Source organism: Pseudonocardia charpentierae, assembly GCF_031845345.1.
In the GTDB taxonomy this organism is placed as follows: domain Bacteria; phylum Actinomycetota; class Actinomycetes; order Mycobacteriales; family Pseudonocardiaceae; genus Pseudonocardia; species Pseudonocardia charpentierae.
On record NZ_JAVREJ010000020.1, the window covers coordinates 45,852 to 62,246 of the forward strand.

The 16,395-nt window shown below is 71.5% G+C and carries 20 protein-coding genes; 8 read left to right on the forward strand and 12 right to left on the reverse strand.

Translation table 11 applies throughout. The features are described 5' to 3' along the window. Positions 1-32: 32 nt before the first annotated feature. The 4 genes from RM445_RS24315 to RM445_RS24330 form a co-directional block, all read right to left on the reverse strand. Positions 33-554 (reverse strand): SDR family oxidoreductase, encoded by a 522-nt coding sequence (locus tag RM445_RS24315; protein WP_311559154.1) that lies wholly within the window; start codon positions 552-554, stop codon positions 33-35. Positions 555-651: 97 nt separating this feature from the next. Continuing rightward, positions 652-2,406: an FAD-dependent oxidoreductase gene (locus RM445_RS24320; protein ID WP_311559155.1), complete on the reverse strand. Its 1,755-nt coding sequence runs from the start codon at positions 2,404-2,406 to the stop codon at positions 652-654. Continuing rightward, positions 2,403-3,284 (reverse strand): intradiol ring-cleavage dioxygenase, encoded by an 882-nt coding sequence (locus RM445_RS24325; protein WP_311559156.1) that lies wholly within the window; start codon positions 3,282-3,284, stop codon positions 2,403-2,405. Before RM445_RS24325 ends, RM445_RS24320 begins: the two co-directional genes overlap by 4 nt. After that, the gene (locus RM445_RS24330) at positions 3,281-4,318 is read right to left on the reverse strand and encodes a maleylacetate reductase (RefSeq protein ID WP_311559157.1); all 1,038 of its coding nucleotides are present in this window, start codon (positions 4,316-4,318) and stop codon (positions 3,281-3,283) included. The genes RM445_RS24325 and RM445_RS24330 overlap by 4 nt, the downstream gene beginning before the upstream one ends. 93 nt (positions 4,319-4,411) lie before the next feature. Between RM445_RS24330 and RM445_RS24335 the strand changes: the two genes are divergently transcribed. Then, a complete protein-coding gene (locus RM445_RS24335) occupies positions 4,412-5,356 on the forward strand; it encodes a LysR family transcriptional regulator (protein WP_311559158.1) in 945 nt (314 codons plus the stop codon). Here the strand turns inward: RM445_RS24335 and RM445_RS24340 are convergent, their stop codons facing one another. After that, a complete protein-coding gene (locus tag RM445_RS24340) occupies positions 5,357-6,238 on the reverse strand; it encodes a LysR family transcriptional regulator (protein WP_311559159.1) in 882 nt (293 codons plus the stop codon). Positions 6,239-6,321: 83 nt separating this feature from the next. Between RM445_RS24340 and RM445_RS24345 the strand changes: the two genes are divergently transcribed. From RM445_RS24345 to RM445_RS24355, 3 genes are read left to right on the forward strand one after another with little or no spacing between them, the layout of a single operon-like run. Then, positions 6,322-7,518: a thiolase family protein gene (locus RM445_RS24345; protein WP_311559160.1), complete on the forward strand. Its 1,197-nt coding sequence runs from the start codon at positions 6,322-6,324 to the stop codon at positions 7,516-7,518. After that, positions 7,515-8,192, forward strand: a complete 678-nt coding sequence (locus RM445_RS24350; RefSeq protein ID WP_311559161.1) for a 3-oxoacid CoA-transferase subunit A — start codon at positions 7,515-7,517, stop codon at positions 8,190-8,192. The genes RM445_RS24345 and RM445_RS24350 overlap by 4 nt, the downstream gene beginning before the upstream one ends. Then, positions 8,189-8,839 carry a 3-oxoacid CoA-transferase subunit B gene (locus tag RM445_RS24355; RefSeq protein WP_311559162.1) on the forward strand — a complete coding sequence of 217 codons (651 nt, stop codon included), beginning with the start codon at positions 8,189-8,191 and terminating at the stop codon, positions 8,837-8,839. The genes RM445_RS24350 and RM445_RS24355 overlap by 4 nt, the downstream gene beginning before the upstream one ends. A gap of 237 nt (positions 8,840-9,076) precedes the next feature. Here RM445_RS24355 and tsaA read toward each other — a convergent pair whose 3' ends face one another. Further along, positions 9,077-9,496 (reverse strand): tRNA (N6-threonylcarbamoyladenosine(37)-N6)-methyltransferase TrmO, encoded by a 420-nt coding sequence (gene tsaA / locus RM445_RS24360; protein ID WP_311559163.1) that lies wholly within the window; start codon positions 9,494-9,496, stop codon positions 9,077-9,079. An 83-nt stretch (positions 9,497-9,579) separates the two neighbouring features. On the opposite strand from tsaA, the gene RM445_RS24365 reads away from it, so the two are divergent. Next, positions 9,580-10,026, forward strand: coding sequence for an amidohydrolase family protein (locus RM445_RS24365; protein ID WP_311559164.1), 447 nt, complete (start codon positions 9,580-9,582; stop codon positions 10,024-10,026). After that, positions 9,942-10,232, forward strand: a complete 291-nt coding sequence (locus tag RM445_RS24370; protein ID WP_311559166.1) for a hypothetical protein — start codon at positions 9,942-9,944, stop codon at positions 10,230-10,232. The genes RM445_RS24365 and RM445_RS24370 overlap by 85 nt, the downstream gene beginning before the upstream one ends. Here RM445_RS24370 and RM445_RS24375 read toward each other — a convergent pair. From RM445_RS24375 to RM445_RS24390, 4 genes are all read right to left on the reverse strand, one after another. Beyond that, positions 10,208-10,636: a hypothetical protein gene (locus tag RM445_RS24375; RefSeq protein WP_311559167.1), complete on the reverse strand. Its 429-nt coding sequence runs from the start codon at positions 10,634-10,636 to the stop codon at positions 10,208-10,210. The genes RM445_RS24370 and RM445_RS24375 overlap by 25 nt on opposite strands. A gap of 85 nt (positions 10,637-10,721) precedes the next feature. After that, complete coding sequence (locus tag RM445_RS24380) at positions 10,722-11,672, reverse strand: amidohydrolase family protein (RefSeq protein WP_311559168.1); 951 nt, start codon at positions 11,670-11,672, stop codon at positions 10,722-10,724. A 61-nt stretch (positions 11,673-11,733) separates the two neighbouring features. Continuing rightward, positions 11,734-12,102 (reverse strand): ACT domain-containing protein, encoded by a 369-nt coding sequence (locus tag RM445_RS24385; RefSeq protein WP_311559169.1) that lies wholly within the window; start codon positions 12,100-12,102, stop codon positions 11,734-11,736. A gap of 63 nt (positions 12,103-12,165) precedes the next feature. After that, positions 12,166-12,642 carry a hypothetical protein gene (locus tag RM445_RS24390; RefSeq protein ID WP_311559170.1) on the reverse strand — a complete coding sequence of 159 codons (477 nt, stop codon included), beginning with the start codon at positions 12,640-12,642 and terminating at the stop codon, positions 12,166-12,168. An 88-nt stretch (positions 12,643-12,730) separates the two neighbouring features. Here RM445_RS24390 and RM445_RS24395 point away from each other — a divergent pair, with 88 nt between their 5' ends. After that, complete coding sequence (locus RM445_RS24395; protein WP_311559171.1) at positions 12,731-13,504, forward strand: aldo/keto reductase; 774 nt, start codon at positions 12,731-12,733, stop codon at positions 13,502-13,504. A gap of 46 nt (positions 13,505-13,550) precedes the next feature. Here RM445_RS24395 and RM445_RS24400 read toward each other — a convergent pair whose 3' ends face one another. Further along, positions 13,551-13,817, reverse strand: coding sequence for a GNAT family N-acetyltransferase (locus tag RM445_RS24400; protein ID WP_311559172.1), 267 nt, complete (start codon positions 13,815-13,817; stop codon positions 13,551-13,553). 65 nt (positions 13,818-13,882) lie between these two features. Here RM445_RS24400 and RM445_RS24405 point away from each other — a divergent pair, with 65 nt between their 5' ends. Then, on the forward strand, positions 13,883-14,287 hold the full coding sequence (locus tag RM445_RS24405) for a hypothetical protein (protein WP_311559173.1): 405 nt from the start codon (positions 13,883-13,885) through the stop codon (positions 14,285-14,287). A 166-nt stretch (positions 14,288-14,453) separates the two neighbouring features. On the opposite strand, the gene RM445_RS24410 is transcribed toward RM445_RS24405, so the two are convergent. Then, complete coding sequence (locus RM445_RS24410; RefSeq protein WP_311559174.1) at positions 14,454-16,274, reverse strand: BCCT family transporter; 1,821 nt, start codon at positions 16,272-16,274, stop codon at positions 14,454-14,456. Positions 16,275-16,395: the final 121 nt, after the last annotated feature.

The window sequence follows — 16,395 nt, forward strand, 5'->3', positions numbered from 1 at the left end:
GTGTCGTGCGGGGCGATGCGGGTGGAGGGGAATCAGGCGCCGGAGTACTTCTGGCTCATCCCCAGGTCGACCGGCAGGGCGGCGCCGGTGATGTAGCGGGCCTCGTCGCTCGCCAGGAAGAGCACGGCGTTCGCGACGTCCTCGACGTCGAGGTACGGCTCGTCCCACATGTTGATCTTCGCGAGGGCCGACAGGGAGTCCTCGAACGTCGGGTTCTCGAGGTCGGGCCGGTAGATCCGGGCCGACGACGGCTTGTCGATCATGATCGTGCGCACGTTGGTCGGGTGCACCGAGTTGACCCGGATGCGGTGGAGTGCCAGCTCGTTGGCCAGTGTCCGCGACAGTCCCAGCACCCCGTGCTTGGCGGCGTTGTAGTGCGCGATGCCGGGAATGCCGCGCAGGCCCGCGGTCGAGCTGATCAGCACCACGGACCCGCCGGGGCCGCGCTCGATCAGGTGCGGGATCGCGGCCTTGGTGGTGTGCCAGACCCCGCTGAGGTTGATGTCGATCATCGTCTGCCAGTCGGCCTCGTCGAGCTCCCAGCTCGGCCGCACCGCGTTGATGATCCCGGCGTTGGTGCCCGGCCCTGCCCGCGAACCGCTCCCGTGATGAAGGCGACCTTCCCGTCCATGCGTCCCATGACGTCTCCTCTCAGCGGGCCAGGACGGCGGTGAGGACCTGGGACAGCTCGGCGGCGGGGTCGTCGACCGCCCCGGCTGCCCGCCACGCGACGTGCATGTCCGGCCGGACCAGCACGCAGCCGTCCTCGCCGACCTCCCGGGCCCGCGCCCAGTCCTCGTACAGGTCGATGTGCTCGCGGCCGGGGCCGATCACGTGCGCGGCCAGCTCGATCCCGAGGTCGGTGGCGACCTTCTCGGCCGCGTCCGCCCACGCCTGGCCGGCAATCCCGGTCAGCAGGCAGAACCGGCCCTTGCCCGCGAGGTCGTGGGTCGAGACGCGCCGGCCGGCACGGCCCAGCCAGACGTGCGGCAGCCGGGCGCCGGGCCAGGTGGTCGGGTGGTAGTGCAGCTCGGGATCGCGGTCGTACGCGGGCTCCGGCGTGCCGTCGGGTACCACAGCGCCCGACGCGTAGCGCTGGCCGAGCTCGACGCCGTGCGCGTTGAACTCGTAGTCCTTGAGCTCCAGCGCCTTGCGCAGTTCCGCCCGCTGCCGCGCGGCCTCCGGGGTGTTGTCCCGGCGGCTCTCGATGTGCGCCCGCATGACGTCCGGGTCGTCCGTCCCGAGCACGCCGAGCGCGGAGAAAATCGGGCCGAACTCCTCGATGCTCTTGTTGGCCCGCAGCACGATCTGCCGTCCGACCGGCGTCCGCTCGGCGTCGTAGGAGTCGAGCAGCGCCTCGCCCGCGGTCCCGCGGAGCACGTAGGCCAGCTTCCAGGCCAGGTTGTAGGCGTCCTGGATCGAGGTGTTGGAGCCCAGCCCGTTCGACGGCGGGTGCCGGTGGACGGCGTCGCCCATGCAGAACACCCGGCCCGTGCGGTAGCGGGTGGCGTACATCTTGTTGTTGCCCCACAGCGAGGTCGACCGGATCGTCACTGCGACCGTGTCGTCGCCGACCAGCTCGTGGACGATCCGCGTGGCCATCTCGTCGTCGACGTCGGGCGGCGGCTGCCCGATGTCGTAGCCCCAGACGATCAGCCACTCGTTCCACGGCCGGACCATCCGCACGAGCCCCAGCCCGATGCCGCCGACGTCCGACCCGGGCTGCAGCACCCAGTACAGGACGCTCGGCCGGTGCTCGACCAGGTGCGACAGGTCGGCGTGGAAGACGATGTTCATCGAGCCCGCGAGGTCCATCTGGCCCTCGAACGGCAGTCCGACGTCCTCGGCGACCCGGCTGCGGCCGCCGTCCGCGCCGATCACGTACTTCGCGCGGATGTCGTAGGTCTGGCCGGTGACGCGGTCGCGCACGGTGACGGTCGCGCCGTCGTCGTCCTGCACGAGCGAGACGTACTCGGTGTCGAACCGGATCCGGCTGCCGCGCGACGCCGCGTGCCCGACGACGATCGGCTCGAGCAGCGTCTGAGGGATGTCGCAGTTCTGCGAGGGGCTCGCCAGCGTGTAGTCGGCCTCGCGGGCGGGGTGCGTGCCCCAGGTGCGGACGCGGCCGATCTCGTCGCCGGCGAGGCTGGTGCAGAAGACCGTCTCGCCCATCAGCTCGTGCGGCACCGCCTGGGCCCAGACGTCCGGCTCGATGCCGAGGTCGCGGAAGACCTCCATGGTGCGCTGGTTCGTGATGTGCGCCCGCGGGGTGTTCGCCGTCCACCGGTACTTGGTGATGACCATGTGGTCGACGCCGTAGGTGGCCAGCGCGAGCGCCGCGCCGCCGCCGGCGGGGCCACTGCCGATGATCAGGACGTCCGTCTCGAGGTTCTCGTTCTCGGTCATGAGGCCTTCTCCAGGACGATGTCGAAGTGGACGCCGGTCCACGGGATGTCGAGCGCGCGGCCGTCCGGTGCGGTGCCCGGGGGGTGCTCGGCGACATCGACGACGAGGCTGTCCTTGACGCCGAACACGGCGTCGGAGTCCAGGTAGGGGTCGCCGGCGACGAAGATGTGTGTGACAAGGGTCCGGTGACCCGGCGCCTCGACCTTGAAGTGCAGGTGGGCCGGCCGCATCGGGCCGCGGCCGGTCGCGGTGAGCAGGTCGCCGACCGGCCCGTCGTAGGGGATCGGGTAGGGCGACGGCCGCACGGACCAGAACCGGTAGCCGCCGTCCGGCCCGGACCGCAGCCACCCGCGGCCGGCCGTCTCGTCGCCGTCGCGCTGCACGTCGTAGAGGCCGTCGTCGTCGGCCTCCCAGACGTCGATCCGGGCGCCGGCCACCGGGACGCCGTCGGTGTCGGTGACGGTGCCGGTGACCCAGCACGGTGTGCCCGTGGCGCCGTTCGCGATGTCGCCCCCGAGCGGGACCTCGGGTGCGTCGTCGACGAAGAAGGGTCCGAACACGGTCGACTCGGTGGCGCGCGGGTCGGCGGGCGCGTTGATGCCGACCACCTGCATCGACAGGCCGAGCACGTCGGAGAGCAGGATGAACTCCTGGCGCCGGTCGTCGGTGATGTGCCCGACCCGGGTCAGGAAGCCGATGCCGGCCTCCCACTCCTCGGTGGTCAGGCGCACGTCGCGGGCGAAAGCATGGAGGTGCCGCGTCAGGCTCTCCAGCACCTCGCGCAGGCGGTCGTCCTTCGTCCCGGCGAAGCTCGCGACGACTTCGTCGGTCACCGCCTGCTCGCGCTTCCCCGATGTCGTGGTGTCGGTGGTGGTCACTGGTCCTCCCCGCTCCACGCCGCGCGGACCAGCCGCTGCAGCGCTCCGTCCCCGACCGGGACGGGGTTGTCCTCCGGCACCGCCGGCTCGGTGAGCGCGGCGGCCTTCTCGATCCCGTCTTCGGGCATCCCCAACGCGCGCAGCCCCCGCGGGACGCCGTGCTCGTCGGCGAGCGCCCGCAGCCCCGCGACCCCGTCGGCGACGCCCAGTGCCCGGGCGACCCGAGCCACCGCGTCCGGCGCGCCCGGCGCGTTGAATGCCAGGACGTGCGGGAGGACGACGGCGTGGGTGCGTGCGTGCGGCAGGTCGAACGTCCCGCCCAGCACGTGGCAGAGCTTGTGGTGCAGGCCCGAGCCGGCCACGGCGAACGCCGACGCGCCGAGCCACGCGCCGCACAGCAGCTCGGCCGGGTCGTCCTTGCGGAGTCCGGTCGCCAGCCGCCCGATCGCCTCCTCGGCGACGGCCGTGCTGACGGGGTTCTGCCGCGGCGCCCACATCGCCTCGACGGCGTGGGCGAGCGCGTTGAACCCGCTCGCGGCCGCGAGGTCGCGGGGGAGCGTCGCCGTGAGCTCCGAGTCGTACACGACGACCCGAGGAAGCACGGCGGGGTCGGTGCCCGTGGTCTTGCGGCCGTTCTCGGTCAGCCCCCACACGGGCGTGACCTCCGACCCCGCGTAGGTGGTGGGTACGGCGACCACGGGCAGCCGCGCCGTGAGCGCGACCGCCTTGGCTGCTCCGACCGTCGACCCACCGCCGATCGCCAGCACCGCGTCCGCCCGCACCTGCGCGGCCGCCGCGCGGGCGGCCTCGGCGGTCGGCAGGGGGACGTGCTCGCGGACGGCGGTGAACGTCCCTGCGACCAGCTCTCCGAGTGGCTCTACGAGCGTGGCGACCCGCTCCGCGTCGCGCGTCGAGGCGATCACCAGCACCCGCTCCGCGCCCAGCCGGCTGATCTCGCCCGCGAGCTCCGTGCGAGCCCGGCCCGCGCCGAACACGATCCGCGCGGGGAGCTGGTCGTAGGTGAAGTGGTGCACTGGAGGTCCCCTTCTCGGTGGGCCCCTTCACAGTTGCGCGCGCGTCAGCTATATGTCCAATACCGAATCCGAAGCACAGCCATACGGAAAACCATGGACCTGAAGCAACTGGAGTACTTCCTCGCCGTCGCGGAGGAGCGTTCGGTGACCCGTGCCGCCGTCCGGCTGCACCTCACCCAGCCACCGCTGTCGGCCCAGCTCGCCCGGCTGGAGCACGAACTCGGGGTCCCGCTGCTCGTCCGGCACCGGCGCGGTGTCGACCTCACCGAGGCCGGGCGGGTCCTGGCCGAGCGGGCCCGGCGGCTGCTCGCCGAGGCCGAGGCGACGGCGGAGGAGGTCACGGGCACGGGGCAGGGGCGGACCGGGCGGCTGACCGTCGCGTTCGTCGCGGCCACGGCCGGTCCGCTGCTGGTGCCGTTGCTGCGCCGGTTCCGCGACGACCGGCCCGACGTGACGGTCCGGCTGGTGGAGGACGGTGCGGACGCCGTCGCCGGGCACGTGCGTGAGCGCCGCGCCGAGCTCGGACTGCTCTACCTGCCGCCCGCCGGCGCGGCCGCCGGCGTCGGGCACGACCTGGACGTCGCCGTCGTGCGCCGGGAACCGCTGGTCGCGGTGCTGCCCCGCGAGGCCGCTGCGCGCTTCGGGGACCGGGTCGACCTCGGGGCACTCGCCGACGCGGAGTTCCTCGTCCCCGCCCGCGCCGGGTCGGGCTCCCTGGCGGCACACCTCGTCGGAGCGTGCCGGCTGTCCGGGTTCGACCCCGTGCGCCGCGAGGTCCAGCTGGTGCAGACCGCCGTCGCGCTGGTGGGTGCGGGCGCCGGCGTCGCGGTGCTCCCCGCGTCCGCGGGCGAGCTGTGCGGGCCGGATACCGGCGCCGTCGCGCTGCCCCTGACCCGGCACTTTCCGGTCGTGGAGACGGGCCTGCTGCGCCGGCGGTCCGAACCCCCGACCCCACCCGTGCGCCGGTTCCTGCGGCTGGCCCTCGACACGCCGGAACCGGACATGCTCGGCCCGGCCTTCGCCCGGCGTCGCCCATGATCATCGGACGACGGCGGTGATCAGCGACGCCACCCGGGCCACCGCCGCCGTCGGACCGGGCCGGTGCGCGAGGACGAGCGGCACCGTCGGCGGCGTCCCGGCGAGCGGCACGTAGGCGACCCCGTCGAGGCGCAGCGCGCGGACCGACGCCGGCACCAGCCCGATCCCCAGCCCGGCGGCGACGAAGGCGACCAGCGTCCCGGTCTCGCCGACCTCCACGATCTCGGGCTCGAGCCCCGCTCGCCGGAACACTTCGAGCACCAGCGGCTGCATCGTGGAGCGACGGCCCGAGGGATGGGTGATCAGTGGCGGGCCCGCCAGCGCGGCGATCTCCACCTCGGTGGCGGTGGCCAGGGGATGCCCGCTGGGCAGCACCGCGACCAGCGGTTCCTCGCGCAGCGTCACGGTCACCAGGTCGTCCGGCAGCACCGCGGGCGGACGCAGGACGGCCAGGTCGAGCTCCGCCGCGCGCAGCGCGTCGAGCAGGGCCGGCGCGAGGAGCTCCCCGTGCAGGTCAAGCTCGAGGTCCGGGAGCTCGGCCCGCACGCGCTGCGCGACGCGGGGGAGCACGTCGTAGGTCGCCGTGCCGACGAAGCCCACGCGGACCCGGCCGGCCCGGCCTGCGGCGAGCAGAGCGAGATCGGCGGTGGTGCGATCCAGGGTCGCCAGGATCTCCCGGGTGCGGTCGTGCAGCAGCCTGCCCGCCTCGGTGAGCTCGACCCGACGCGTGGACCTGTCCACCAGCCGGACGCCGACCTCGTGCTCGAGCTGCCGCAGGTGCTGCGACAGCGCCGGTTGGGCGATGTGCAGCCGGGCGGCGGCGCGGCCGAAGTGGCGTTCCTCGGCGAGCACGGCGAACGACCGGAGGTGGCGCAGCTCCACGGCGTCAGCTTATGCGCAGGGCTTATGAATGACGGGCAGATTGCTATTGGACGTGATGGATGAGGCTTCCTACCGTGGACGGCGTGACGTCCTGCTACCTGTACGCGAGCGCCCGGACCTCCTTCGGCCGCTTCGGTGGCGCACTGGCCGGCGTGCGGCCCGACGACCTGGCCGCGAGCACCCTCCGCGGCGTGCTGTCGCGGGCCCCCGGGCTCGACCCTGCCGAGATCGGCGACGTCGTCTGGGGGTGCGCCAACCAGGCCGGCGAGGACAACCGCGACGTGGGGCGGATGGCCGTGCTGCTGGCCGGGCTGCCGACCTCGGTCCCGGCCACCACGGTCAACCGGCTCTGCGGGTCGTCGCTCGACGCGGCCATGCAGGCCTCGCGGGCCGTCGAGGTCGGTGACCTCGAGGTGGCGGTCGCCGGCGGGGTGGAGTCGATGACCCGGGCACCGTGGGTGCTGCCCAAGCCCTCCCGCGCGTTCCCGGCCGGCGACGTCACGGCCGTCTCGACGACGCTCGGCTGGCGTCTGGTGAACGAGCGGATGCCGGCGGAGTGGACGGTGTCGCTGGGCGAGTGCAACGAGCAGCTGGGCGAGCGGTTCGCGATCTCGCGCGACCGCCAGGACGAGTTCGCCGCCCGTTCGCACCGGCTCGCCGGGCAGGCCTGGGCGGCCGGCTTCTACGACGACCTGGTCGTCCCGGTTCCTGGCGTCGAGTCCGCACGGGACGAGGGCATCCGCGACGGCTCGACGCCGGAGAAGCTGGCCGCGCTCGCGCCGGTGTTCCGGCAGTCGGCAGGCACCATCACGGCCGGCAACGCCAGCCCGCTCAGCGACGGCGCCGCGGCCGTGCTGCTCGGCTCCGAGGGCGCCGCCGTGCGGATCGGGATCGACCCGACGGCCCGGGTGGCAGGCCGGGGCGTGCACGCGCTCGACCCCCGGGAGTTCGGTTTCGCCCCGGTCGAGGCGGCCAACCGGGCACTCGCCCGCGCCGGGATCGGCTGGGACGACGTCGCGGCCGTCGAGCTCAACGAGGCGTTCGCAGTACAGGCGCTGGCCTGCGTCGACGCCTGGAAGGTCGATCCGGACATCGTCAACGCCAAGGGCGGCGCGATCGCGATCGGGCACCCGCTCGGCGCGTCCGGGGCGCGCATCCTCGGAACGCTCGCAGCCCGGCTCACGGAATCCGGCGAGCGCTGGGGCGTGGCCGCGATCTGCATCGGCGTCGGGCAGGCGCTGGCCGTGGTGCTCGAGAACATCTCCGGCGCCCGGTCGTGACCGCCCGGGTCTGCGGCAGCCACGACGACGCGGTCACGGGTACGGCCGACGGCGCGACCGTGCTGGTGGGCGGCTTCGGCATGGCGGGCATGCCCGTCGAGCTCATCGACGCGCTGATCCGGCAGGGCGCCGGGGACCTCACGGTCGTGTCGAACAACGCGGGCAACGGCGACACGGGCCTGGCCGCGCTGCTGGCCACGGGCCGGGTGCGCAAGGTGATCTGCTCCTTTCCGCGGCAGGCGGACTCCTGGGTGTTCGACAGCCTCTACCGCGCGGGCCGCATCGAGCTCGAGGTGGTGCCGCAGGGCAACCTCGCCGAGCGCCTGCGGGCCGCCGGTGCCGGCATCGGCGCCTTTTTCACCCCGACCGGTGTCGGGACCTCCCTCGCCGAGGGCAAGGAGAGCCGCGAGATCGACGGCCGCACGTACGTGCTCGAACACCCGATCAAGGGCGACCTCGCGCTGATCAAGGCGCACGTCGCGGACCGGATGGGCAACCTCGTCTACCGCAAGACGGCCCGCAACTTCGGCCCCATCATGGCCACCGCAGCGCGGACGGTCGCGGTGCAGGTCGACCGGGTCGTCGAGATCGGGGGCCTCGACCCCGAAGTTGTCGTGACCCCGGGCATCTACGTCGATCGGATCGTCCCGGCCGGCCAGGAGCGAGCCGCATGAGCACGCCGCGCAGCAAGGACGACATCGCTGCCGCCATCGCCCGCGACATCGCGGCCGAGCACCCCGACGGCGCGTACGTGAACCTGGGGATCGGGCAGCCGACGCTGGTCGCCGACCACCTGCCCGCCGGCTCCGGCGTCGTGCTGCACACCGAGAACGGCATGCTCAACATGGGCCCCGCGGCGCACGGCGACGAGGTCGACCCCGACCTGATCAACGCCGGGAAGGTCCCCGTCACCGAGCTGCCCGGTGCCGCGTACTTCCACCACGCCGACTCCTTCGCCATGATGCGCGGCGGCCACCTCGACGTCTGCGTGCTCGGGGCGTTCCAGGTCTCGGCCGCGGGCGACCTCGCCAACTGGCACACCGGCGCCCCGGACGCGATCCCCGCCGTCGGCGGGGCCATGGACCTCGCGATCGGCGCCAAGCGGGTCTGGGTCATGATGACGCTCTTCGACAAGCAGGGCGCTCCCAAGCTCGTTCCCCGGTGCACCTACCCCCTCACCGGCCTCGGGTGCATCGACCGGGTCTACACCGACCTGGGCACGTTCGAGTTGGCTGCGGGCCGGGTGCGGGCGCTCGAGCTGCACGGTGCGACGGCGGACGAACTCGCCGAGCGCCTGGCGCCGCTGCGGGTCGACGGCTAAGCACGCCGATGCCGGCACCGTGGCGGCGCCGACCCCGCTCGTCGGGCCGGCGGACGCGGGCAACGTCAGTCCCGACGAGGAGTGTTGCTCGAGCCAGACCCACAGGTACTTGGCCTCTGTCCTCGCTCCCTGGACCCCTGGCTCGTGAAGGATCACCGGTGCGGTCGACCTCGTCGCGTGCCACGTCCGTGGAGCGGTTGCGCGTAGTGCGCCTACCGCGTCTGATGGAGTGGGTGGTCAACGCTCGTCGAGCGGTCCGAGCAGCGGTTTCAGGTCGACGACAGGAGTGCCGTCGATCGCTTCCAGCCCGTCGACCTCCACCGTGTTGCCACCGAAGGCAAGGACCCGCACAGGGTGCAACCCCAACGGGTTCGGGCGGTCCGGGGACCGGGTGGTGAACACCCCTTGTTCTGGACGGTGGGGATCGTTGCGGGGTCGGGTCTGCAGCACGTCACGCCGGGCACGGTGCAGCCAGGTCAGCACCAGCAGTTCCTGACCCACCTGCAGGCCGTCCAGCCCGGGCCACACCTGCGGATCCAGCACCACCTGTGCGCGAGGTGCGCCTTCGTCGCCTTGGCGGGGCGCGTCGGCCGGGTCGCGCAACGGTGACCGCACCACGCCAATCACGCGCAGTTCGAGGCGCTGTTCATCGTCCATAGCCCGTCATCATGGCGAACCGTGTGGGCCTCCGGGCACCATCGTCGGCGAGCCACATCACCGAGTCCCCGGACAATCGACGGATGAGGATGTCTGATTTCATCTCCGGTCTGCCCAAGGCCGAGCTGCACGTCCACCACGTCGGGTCTGCCTCGCCGCGGATCGTCAGTGAGCTGGCGGCCCGCCACCCCGGCACGGTACCGACCGACCTCGAGGAGCTGCAGCGCTTCTACGAGTTCCGCGACTTCGCCCACTTCATCGAGGTCTACCTCGCGGTGGTCGCGCTGATCCGCACGCCGCAGGACATCGGCTACCTCACCTACGAGGTGGCCCGGGAGATGGCGGTGGGGCAGCGGCTGCGCTACGCCGAGCTGACGTGCACGCCGTACACCTGCAGGACCCCGAGCTGCTGGCCCACCTGGCCGCGACCGGCGTGCCGTTGGAGGTGTGCCCGTCGTCCAACCTCGCCACGCGGGCCGTCGCGACGCTCGCGGAGCACCCGCTGCCGGTGTTCCGCGACGCGGGCGTGACGGTGACGATCAACTCCGACGACCCGCCGATGTTCGGCACCACGCTGAACCGGGAGTACGAGCTTTCGGCAGAGCTGCTCGAGCTCGACGAGGCCGGGCTCGCCGAGCTCTCCCGCACCGCGGTCCGCGCCTCATACGCCGAGGACGCCGTGAAGTCGCAGATCATCGCCGAGATAGACGCCTACGCAGACGGCGCGGGGTCGTAGTCCGGTCTGCTGCGCTCCGACGCCGGTTCGTTGACCAGGCGCAGGGTCGTCCAGGACGCCGTCATCGGAGGGTGGGGCGGTAGACGACCGGTCACGATGGTCGCGTCCGGCCAGCCGAGGGTGTCCCGCAACGTGGAGGAGATCACCGTCGCCGGCATGCGCATCGTCCGGACGTTCCACTCGTCGAGCGTATGGGGATCGATGCCCGAGGACATGATTTCAGCGTTCTCTCGGAAGGTGGTGGCCCCGAACACCATCCGCTGCTCGGTGTCGAAGAGGGCGGCGCGATGCTCGAGCAGTTCGGGGCCTTGCTTGCCCCAGTAGCCGCCCCAGTCGGCGCCCTCGGCGTAGGAGCCGTAGCCGTCGAGGGTGGAGAAGACGTCCCCGGTGTAGACGGCGGTCATGTCAGTTCCCCTCCTTGCCGGCGTAGGACGTCGGGGCAGTATTCCGTCGCCACCGCGCGGTTGAGCTCGATGAGCTGCGCTTCGGTCAGCCCTTGGACGGGCAGGGTGGGCAGCGTGCCTGCCGCATGTTGCGGCCGTAGAGGCGCTGCGCTGTGTCGCCGAACAACAGTCGCCGGTCCGTCTCGGAACAAGAGTCGAAGATTGTGTCGTACGCGGTGTACAAGTCGCTGAAGCTCGAATGCAGTGTCTCGATCGGTAGGTCCGAGCCGAGCATGCAGCGCTCGGCACCGAATGCCTCGACGACGCCCTGGAGCCATGGCCGAAGCGTGTCGGTGTCCCACGCGCGGAAGATTGTGCCGATGGCGTCGATGCGTGTTGTCACGTTCGGCTCATCTGCCAGTCGTCGTAGCAAGGCCAGGTGCGCGCGGCGCCCGGCGTCGGAGAGGTCGTCGGGCCAGCCGAAGTGGTCGAGAACCACCTGCAGCCGGGGAAAGCGGCGTGCAAGGTCCGCCACCCGTGCGATCTCGCTCGGCCCCGTCTCGATCGTGGCGACCAGTTCCTGGTCGGCCAGGAGTTCGAGAGCGTCGATCAGCCGGCCGTCCGCGTCGGGGGCTGCGGCCGGCGCGCCCGGCTGGAAGGCGGGAACGAGCCGGACCCGCACGCTGGTCACCAACGCATTCGCCCGCAGCGCCGTCACGAGCTGCTCGAACCCGGGGTCGGTCGGGTCGCCGAGCGCGACGAGTCCGATCACGCGCCCGGCGGTGTTCTGGGAGGCGACCCATTCGGCCGCTGCCACCGGGTCGGCCGCACCGGCGTCGGACCAGATGATGCCGCGGACGTCGAACCCCGACGTGGCCTCGTCGTAGTCGGCCAGGGTGTAGGTGTCGGGCAGCGAGTCGTAGTCGCCGATCATGTCCCGCAACATCGTCCGGTCCTCGAGCCAGAAGACCGGGTTTCGGCCCTGGGCCCACAGATGGACGTTGCTGTCGACCACCGGCCCGACGCGCCTGGCGACCATGAGGGCGGCGTCGCGCATGGGTGGGATGGTATCGGGCAGACGCCGCAACTCGTCGAGATGGAACCAGTGCAGGGTGTCGTCAGCTGGTCAGGCGGTGGCCGGCCCGGCGCAGCAGCTCGGACGCCTCGTCCACCCGACCAACGGGAATCAGCACGATGTCGCCGTCGAAGCTGGCCGCGACCCAGACCGGAACATTGCCGGCTGCGAGCGGCGCCACGATCGCTGCCAACATGCCGGTCGCGTCCGGCGGGTGCGCCTCGTCGCCGTTCCACAGCGCCACCCAGGCGTCGTCGGCCGCGTCCTGGCGTCGCATGCACGCTCCGCCGTCAGGGCCGCGCACGACCGCGAGCACCTCGCCGTCACGGGGGACCTCGACGCCTGATACCGCGCGCTCCAGCACGTATCGACCCTCCAGCACCCGCAACGTCTGACGATCAGCGACGGACATCAGGGCATCGTGGCACACCGATCGCATCTGATGGTCCGCCGTCATCGGCAGTTCGTCCCGCGGTCACGACGGGAGCGTGAGCGCGCCGACGACGACGGCGCCGTAGGTCCGGCACCCGGAGCGGCTCGGCACCCGCAGGTGGGTCAGGACCGCCGTGAACGACCCGCGCCCGCCCGGCAACGCCAGGATGCCCCGCACGTCGAAGCGCTCGTTGCCGCACGTCGACGGGGTGGGGCGCGGCGTCACCGTCCCGCTGACGAACGTGCCGCGGACCTCCCGCTGCGTGCTGCGCAGCGTGAAGGACCCGTCCGTGATCGGGACGGCCTTCCCCGACCTGAGCGGGTCGTGCACGACCGTGGCCTGCCAGGCGCCGCGTACCTGGCCGTGTGCGGCGCCACCGAACCGGCCTTGTGTCGACGTGGCCGCGTACTCGACGCCCCTGATGCGGGCCGTCACCGCCGGCGCGGCGACCGCCGCCGGAGCGAGGAGCAGGAGCGCGGCCGTCGTCAGCACCAGCGCAACGATGATGCGGACCGGCATCCGGCCCTCCTCCCGACCGCCTTTCGAGGTTCCTACCACCTTCGCGACGAGCGCGTGCGACGTCGCGCGACCTGGTAGGACTCGACAGGTGACCAAGACAGTGAGCTTCGCGAACGGCGGCGAGATCCCGGTCATCGGTTTCGGGACCTGGCAGATCACCGGTCAGACCTGCGTGGATGCCGTGCGCGCCGCGCTGCGGTCGGACTACCGGCACGTCGACACGGCCACGATGTACGGCAACGAGGCCGAGGTCGGTGCCGCGTGGCAGGACAGCGGCCTGCCCCGCGACGACGTCTTCCTCACCACCAAGCTGCCGCCCCGGCTGGCCGGTGAGGCGCGCCGCACGCTGGAGCAGAGCCTGCGCAGCCTCGGCACCGACCACGTCGACCTGTGGCTCATCCACTGGCCGCCCGGCGGTGCCGACGCGAGCGCCGCGCTGTGGGCGGAGTTCATCAAGACCCGCGACGCGGGGCTGACCCGCTACATCGGCGTCAGCAACTACTCCCCGGCGCAGATCGACCTGCTCGTGCGAACCGGTGGCGAGGCACCCGTGCTGAACCAGATCCCGTTCGGCCCGAACGACTGGGACGCCGAACTGGTGAACGCGCACGTCGAACGCGGCGTCGTCGTCGAGGGGTACAGCGGATTCAAGCGCACCGACCTGCGCGCTCCCGCCCTCGTGGCCGCGGCCCGGGCGCACGGGGTGACCGTCCGCCAAGTTGTCGTGCGGTGGCACGTGCAGCATGACGTCGTGGTCATCCCGAAGTCGAAAACGCCGGGCCGGATCGCGGCCAACATCGACGTCGACGGCTTCGCGCTCACCGCGGACGAGATGGCCGCGATCGACGCGCTCGGAAGCTGAAGGACGGCATCGAGCACCGTCCTGGCGGCTCGGACCGGCGACGCGGTCAGCGCAGCTCTGCGCGGACCGGCAGCTTCAGACCGTGTTCCGCCATTCGTCGGCCGTGCCCGCCGTGTGTCGGGTCGGTGAACCAGACCCGGTGCTGCTCGACATCCACGGGCGCGACAGTGATCCGCCGGCTGACGTCGGGTCGCCGCCAGTAGGTCCAGGTTTGCCCGGCGTCGGCCGGCTCGGCCGGGTGGAGACTCAGCCGTGCGCTCCGCACCGGCCAGTCCACGGCGGCCAGGCGCCACCCCAAGGCCCCCAGTAACACGTCTCCGGCGTCGCCGATGTTGATCGAGAACGCCCCCCGACGGGCGCCCGATCGAAAGGCCTTGCATGCGCCGTCTTGTCCTGCTTCTGCCTGTGCTCGCCGTCCTGCTCGGCGGCTCGGTCTTCACCGGCATTGCCACCGCGGCGCCGTCGAAGAACTACACGGTCACGAGGACGTTCGGCCCCTACAACGGCGCGGCGAAGATCGGCCAGCCCGGTTCTGTCCCGGACGGCCGAGCCCTCGCGGTGTACTGCGGAAACCGGGAGTCCGTGATCGGCGGAACGGCGAAGATCAGCCGGAAGACGTCGTACGGCACCGCGAGGAGCGACGTTCTGACCCTTGACGTCATCGGCGCCTTCTACGACACCGACCGCAGTGACGTCTCGCTGGGCTGGGGTGCGTTCGCCAACGCCACAGGGAAGCCAGGATGGAACAGCGTGACGATCACCGTCACGTGCCGGCGGCAGTGACCTGAGCGTCGCCCCCGCCCCGCCTCGGGGGTGGCTGTCGGGCCGGGCCAGGTCGACAGCATCGCTGGCCGCTACGGCCTCGAACTTCACATCCTGTCGTCCGACATAGCGAACGAGGGCGGTACTCGATCTTCGAGTACCGCCCTCGTCGCTTTCACGGCGGGAACTACGAAGTGGCGTTCTCCGCGGCATCGCGTGTCAGAGGCCGACCGCCGTTGCGGTGCTCCTCCGCTCGGACCGCCGGCTCCTCTTGTCGGGGTGCCGGCACAGCCGTGCTGTCGCCTTCTCCCCCGAGTGGATGCGGCTTCACCGGGACGAAGAAGTCGTCGCCGTAGTTCGTCGTGCCGAACTCGACCGCTCGCTCGATCGCCACGGTGCTGCGTTGGCTACGGCGGACCAACGGGTCGTCGCGAAGGTCCTTCGTCAGTGCCACGCACATCAGGATCATGACCAGCACGAACGGTGCGGCCATGATGATCGTGATGTTCTGGATGCCGGCCAGCGCGTCGCCCTCGCCGCCGCCGACGATCAACATGATGGCCGCGATCGCACCCATCACCGAACCCCAGAACACCACCACACCTCGCGACGGGTGGATCGTGCCGCGCTGCGAGAGCGTGCCCATCACGATCGACGCCGCGTCGGCACCGGAGACAAAGAAGATCGCGACGAGCAGCATCGCGATCACGCCGAGCACGGCACCGAGGGGCAATGTGTCGAGCAGCCCGAACAGCTGGCCTTCGATGGGCCGAGAGGCGAGGTCGGTTCCGTCGCGTTGCGTGACGATCGCCGCGCCGCCGAAGATGGCGAACCAGAGCAGACTCACCGCACTGGGGATGAGGATGACGCCCGCGACGAACTGCCGGATGGTGCGTCCACGGCTGATGCGCGCGATGAACATGCCGACGAACGGGGTCCAGGAGATCCACCACGCCCAGTAGAAGACCGTCCAACCGGCCAGCCAGGTGGCCGTGGCGTCGCCGCCGGTGGCCGCGGTGCGGGCGGCCATTTGGGCCAGGTTGCCGAAGTAGTCGCCGATCATCGTCGGCAGCAGGTTGAGGATCACGATCGTCGGGCCACCGATGAAGACGACCAGGGCGAGGATCCCGGCGAGCACCATGTTGATGTTCGACAGCATCTGGATGCCCTTGGACACCCCGGAGACCGCGGAGAGGATGAAGCAGATCGTCAACACCACGATGATCACGACGAGCAGGGTGGTGCCGACGTTCTCCATGAAGCCGCCGGCGGTGAGTCCGCCGCCGATCTGCAGGGCACCGAGCCCGAGAGAGGCGGCCGACCCGAACAGCGTCGCGAAGATCGCTAGGATGTCGACAGCCTTACCGAAGCCGCCCTCGGCGCGCTTGCGGCCGAACAACGGGATGAACGCCGAGCTGATCAGCTGCGGGCGCCCGCGGCGGAACGTTCCGTACGCAATGGCCAGGCCGACCACGGCGTAGATCGCCCACGGGTGCAGCGTCCAGTGGAACAGCGTGGTCGCCATCGCCACGTCGAACGCCTCAGGGCTACCCGCCGCGACGGTGCCCGGCGGCGGAGAGGTGAAGTGCGAGAGCGGCTCACCGACGCCGTAGAACATGAGCCCGATGCCCATCCCGGCGCTGAACATCATCGCGATCCACGAGACCGTACGGAACTCCGGCGCCTCGTCGTCGCGGCCCAGCGGAATCCTGCCGTACTTGCTGACCGCGAGGTACAACGCGAAGATGACGAACCCGCTCGCCGCCAGGACGAACGCCCAGCCACCTCCGGTGATGACTCCGCCCAGCACGGTGGAGGCGACGGCGCTCAGCGACACCGAGCCCAGCACGCCCCACGCGATGAACGCGACCATGAGCCCGGCGGCCACTCCGAATACCACCCGGTCCAACGGGAAGTGCTGTGCATCTCCCTCTTCGTGCAGCGACGGCGGCTCGAACGGTGGAACAACCCCGACGTCGTGGTGGTGGGAGTGTTTTTCTGTGGCCATCGGAGACGGCCTCCCTCGCAGGTTGTCGCCGGACGGCTGGCCCGTCCGATCCGTAGATTCTTCGTCCCCTGGTGCACGGGGACATGTCGTTCGGGAAACTCCAGGCCGCCTGCTTCAGCAA